This is a genomic window from Bartonella sp. MR168JLCBS, assembly GCF_042194175.1.
In genome coordinates this window covers 1-250 of record NZ_JBHIMP010000594.1, presented here as the reverse complement: position 1 = coordinate 250, position 250 = coordinate 1, and the positions used below count along the sequence as shown (strand labels likewise).

The following is a 250-nucleotide window of genomic DNA, read 5'->3' as shown; positions in this document are numbered from 1 at the left end:
AAGGGCGGGGTGGGGGGGGGAGGAAGGAGTGGGGGGGGGGGGGGATTTTTATTCTCATGGAGTAGGCTTTGGGAAATTTGATACACAAAGCGATGCTTTATGGGATCTTGCTCCTCATGATCTTTCAATGATTTTGGCTTTGACGGTATGTGAACCCTCTGAGATTCGCGGAGAAGGGGCAGCTGTAATTGATCAGTGTTCTGATTTTGCTCATATTCATATGACTTTTCCAAATGGTATCCGTAGTCAT

1 pseudogene is annotated in these 250 nt (G+C 47.2%); it reads left to right on the top strand.

Going from position 1 to position 250, the window contains the following annotated elements:
- Positions 1-250, top strand: a pseudogene (locus ACFIK8_RS12895) (gfo/Idh/MocA family oxidoreductase); the annotation flags it as partial.